This window comes from Paenibacillus sp. P4_A7 (genome assembly GCF_056402455.1).
On record NZ_JBFUHJ010000475.1, the window covers coordinates 1 to 4,165 of the forward strand.

The 4,165-nt window shown below is 45.4% G+C and carries 5 protein-coding genes; all 5 read right to left on the bottom strand.

What is annotated here, in order from left to right; genetic code table 11:
• A partial coding sequence (locus tag AC1DWN_RS29080) for a hypothetical protein (protein WP_477562366.1) occupies positions 1 to 1,467 on the bottom strand: 1,467 nt, incomplete at its 3' end.
• 30 nt (positions 1,468 to 1,497) lie between these two features.
• Complete coding sequence (locus AC1DWN_RS29085) at positions 1,498 to 2,223, bottom strand: TadE/TadG family type IV pilus assembly protein (RefSeq protein ID WP_477562367.1); 726 nt, start codon at positions 2,221 to 2,223, stop codon at positions 1,498 to 1,500.
• Between the two features lie 28 nt (positions 2,224 to 2,251).
• On the bottom strand, positions 2,252 to 2,437 hold the full coding sequence (locus AC1DWN_RS29090) for a Flp1 family type IVb pilin (protein WP_477562368.1): 186 nt from the start codon (positions 2,435 to 2,437) through the stop codon (positions 2,252 to 2,254).
• Between the two features lie 26 nt (positions 2,438 to 2,463).
• Positions 2,464 to 3,351 (bottom strand): type II secretion system F family protein, encoded by an 888-nt coding sequence (locus AC1DWN_RS29095; RefSeq protein ID WP_477562369.1) that lies wholly within the window; start codon positions 3,349 to 3,351, stop codon positions 2,464 to 2,466.
• 15 nt (positions 3,352 to 3,366) lie between these two features.
• On the bottom strand, positions 3,367 to 4,165 hold a 799-nt coding region (locus AC1DWN_RS29100; protein WP_477562370.1), incomplete at its 5' end, for a type II secretion system F family protein.

The window sequence follows — 4,165 nt, forward strand, 5'->3', positions numbered from 1 at the left end:
ATAGTGCGCCCTTACCTGATTAAAAAGCTTCTCTTGCTCATCGGTTTGTTTAACATTTGTCATTCCATTAAGCATGCCGCGTGCCTTCTTCCAGAGAGAACCTGCTTGCGCCTCCTGCAGCTTAAGCTGCTTCTTCACATCGCTGTCGTGCAACGTTTTCTTACGCTCTTCAAGGATATCAGCTGGTCTTATATAGCGCTCTTCGTACAACCCATAGGCAAGCTGTATATTTGTAACGCTATTTATTAATGCATCAGCCGATGAATTCGCGATTGGCCTCGACAATGAAGCCGATACAATGGATTGAAAACTCTCAACTTCCCTATTAAGTGAAAAGCTGGCTGCACCTTGAGCATCGATCTCCTTTCTGTACGCACTGAACCAGCTCTCCGCTAACAAAAGCTCACTTGCAGATTGTTTGATCTGCTCGATATCTAACTCTGTGTTAGAAGGCATATCATGCAATTCCGAACCGGGGATTTCACTTTTTGCAATTGTATCGTAGCTTGAATCATCTGATGCTTCATTCGCTTTCTGAACTAGGAGCTGCATTTCATCATTCAGTGCCTTTGCTGCTTCTATTTCTAACAAAGCGTCCCCTTGCAGCTTAATATGCTGCTTCAGCATCTCCGCACTTTGTCGCAGAAGCTCCAATGCTCCAGTCCTCGCCTTTGCCTCATACGCTGCTATTTCATTTGTATATTTGGGTAATTCATCACCTGTTATCGACTTGTCATACACAACCTGCGATAAATAGGAATCGTACTCATTAGCAATGCTAACGGCCGTATTGCCCCCTGAACCAAGTGCAGCTTGCATCGGAATCCGCGCACTAATGTCACTCTTGTTTACAACATCAGCTGCCTCCTGTTGCAACTGAAGAGCCTTAGCTAAATGCGCTTCACGCCGCTCATACAATTTACGCATACTCTCGAGCAGATCCATCGTTACCGATGCTTCTTTCATCGCTCCCGCCATTGGTACAAACCTCGCCGCCAGTTCCAGTGTAAAATCAACCGGTGCTTTATATTTCATCTCCTCCAACACTTGCCTCGCAAAGATATCATGATTACCAAGCACTGCAGCAGTATCCAGCGTTGCAGCCTCCAGCTTAGAACGGGCTAGCTTAACATTACTCTTTGATGCAATCATTGTCCCTTCCACATTACTTGCAACGGTCTCATTAAAGATAATTTGACCTGCCGTCCCCCCGCGTCCGAATAAGCCATATTTCTCATATAAGGTCGAATCATATGCCGACAGCACCGAACGAACGCCGGATCGAACCGAATCCTCCGTCACTTTATGGAGTGCAGCAATTCGCGCATAATCAATTAACAACGAGAAAAAAAGCAAAAGCGATGACAATACGATTACAGCAAATATCGTTACCGCGCCATCATCTCGCAACACCAGTCTTATTACGCGTTGCGTTCGAGCTGCTTTATGTACTTTATTCGCTATCAAATCTCCCTGCCCCCTATAGTATTGGAACATTCATTGCTTTAAAGGAGACTTATCATCTTTAAAAGGAGACAATACCTTACCCGCCTGCGACTTTGAGTATTTACCTCCGCTCCCGTCACCCTTAAGCTTCTTTGTAAAATACCTTACAAGATCCACGCTGCGAATAAACTCTACCGAATCCACGATGGTAGCAGTGGCCACAGTCTTGGGCTCTCGGTTCAGCCAATTCTCTCCCGCTAGTGACAGTGATAGAGGCTGCTTTAGCTTCACTTCAAGCTTCCTTTTCAGCAAGCCATGTGAATAACTTATTCGCCCCTGGTAGGCAACACCGGCCTGTCCTAGCCAATTAACCGACTTCTCTATTTTTCGATAGGGCAAATCGGAATTACTGTCCGCCCCCTCCTGTTTTTCCACAGGAAGATTCACTACAGCGTCAACTGTTTCACCACCCATTCCAAATAGGCTAGTAAGCATTTCATCATCACTTAATCTCCAATATAGACTGTCATACTTCGGCTCAGAGAGCATCCCGCTTCTAACATCTCGAAAGCTATTATCCCAACTAAAGGCAGCACGTTCGGCTGTAGAAGCGGCTGCATAATATAGAACAACCTTTTGATACATGTACATGCCAAACAATATAAAGAGGAGGATCAACGAAAGTAGTATTGGGAACACCATCGTTGATTCTAATGTAAAGCTGCCATTCTCCTTCTTTAGCCCTTGCAGCATACTTTTAAAGCGCCACAGTCTCACCGTTTTTACCACCCGCCCTGTTCTGTGTCTAGCTAAATATTTTATCCGCTTCGTCATCCGCTTTACCCATTAAACGTTCAATCAACGCAATTACCCAGTCTTTAAACAACAGTGCGATAATAATGACAACAGCAATAATTAAAATAATTTCAAGCGTCCCAAGACCGTCCTCCTCTTTCCAAAATGACTGAATGGCTTGTCCTAGCTTTCTCATCRTTCCATCTCCCTTTCCTATTTAGGTTAAGACATTAATAAAACTGCAGGCGCAGCCACTAAAATCATTAATACTAATAAAATACCTACGAGCGGAAACACCAATTTAGATGAAGCCTCTTCACCTCGCGCTCTAGCTATAGCCTTCCTTTTCTCCCAGAGAGTGTAGGAAAGCTCCCGAAGAGCCAGAACAAAATGCTCGCCTCCACGGCGGTAATTGAGAAGAAGAACCGTGGTGAAAATAGAAACCTCCTGCACTGCACATCGACGGTTAAAACGCTCTATTGCATAACTGAACGGTTGTCCATTGCGAATCATCGCAACCGTATCACTCCATTCCTTATACAAGGGATGTGAATCCGTATCTTTCCTTTCCAAGCAGCGTGTTAATGCATGGTTCACGGTTTCCCCTGCACCAACTAACAGCATCAGCTTGCTAAGCATATCCGGCAATTCCGTGATCATTTGCCACTTACGCTGCTCCACCCTTCGTCTTGCGTCTATTACTTGACGAATAGAAAGCACAATACCGAATACGAGACCCATCATGAGAAGCAATGGTTCTTTAGCTAGTAGGCTGAGCCATGCACAACCCATTAGCGCCGCATAACCATTTCCTATGGATGCCGCTATATCTGCTTTGGTTCGCTCAATCGTCCAATCGCTGCCGTTCAAAATAATCAGCTTCATGTGATAGCTGCTAAGCTGGAGCTGAAGCGTTTCGAATAGCCGAAGCCGCTCTAAAATGAGAGCAAATGGATCATGCAAAATAAGTTTCTTTAGAGGCTGCACAGGTACTGGCAACTTAGGTTTGCCAACGCTTTGCAACGTTAGCTTCCATACGAGCTTTAATACTCTCCCACMAATTAGGTACAACCACATACTAGTAAGCAGCACAACTACTGCTGCTGCCATCCGAATCTCCCCTTTCTACATCCGAATGCTCATCATTTTGTTCATCATCCAGAAACATAGGAGCAGAAGAGCAAGAGCTGCAGTCAGTAAAATGTAGCCCGCCCCCCCATACAAGGGTGCCATATAATCGGGAGCGGCAAATCCCAAAAAAGCTAAAAACACAAAAGGAACTGCCATCATAATCCGTGCCTCAAACTTTTTCTGTGCGATCATAACTGAAATCTCCTGCTCAATTTCTAGCTTTTCGCCAATGATGGTTGAGGTGCGCTTCATCACCTCCAGCAGATCTCCTCCTGAACGCTTGCACGCAGACAGTGCATCAACGAATTGTGTTATCTCGTCGATCTGAGCACGCTGAGCAAATCCTCGCAGCGCTTGCTCAAGCGGCTCTGCATTATCCAATCGGAAGCTGATCACTTGAAATTCCAGCAGTATTTCAGTTCGCGAGTCAGGATATAGCAGCTTCAAATCATCTAGGGTGGATAGAAATGCATTTTCGATAGAGCGGCCAGCAGCTAACGATGATGTTAAAGAGAAAAGCGCTTCTTTAAATTGCAGTTTCAGCCTTTCCTTGCGACGAAGAAGCAGCGTTCTCTGCCTGAAACGAGGGGCCAGCAAACCTGCTAGCGCTAAGGCAGAAGACACAAGAATCGAATGATAGAACAAGTAAACTCCTGCGAAAATGACGCATGCCGCAATAATTGCAATCACCAAAAACTGACGTCGATTCAACTGAAATTTACTATAATCCGTCAATGAGCTGCCTCTTCGACGTTTGACTGCTGCCGTTTCACTCTCCCAGCCGCACCAGGTC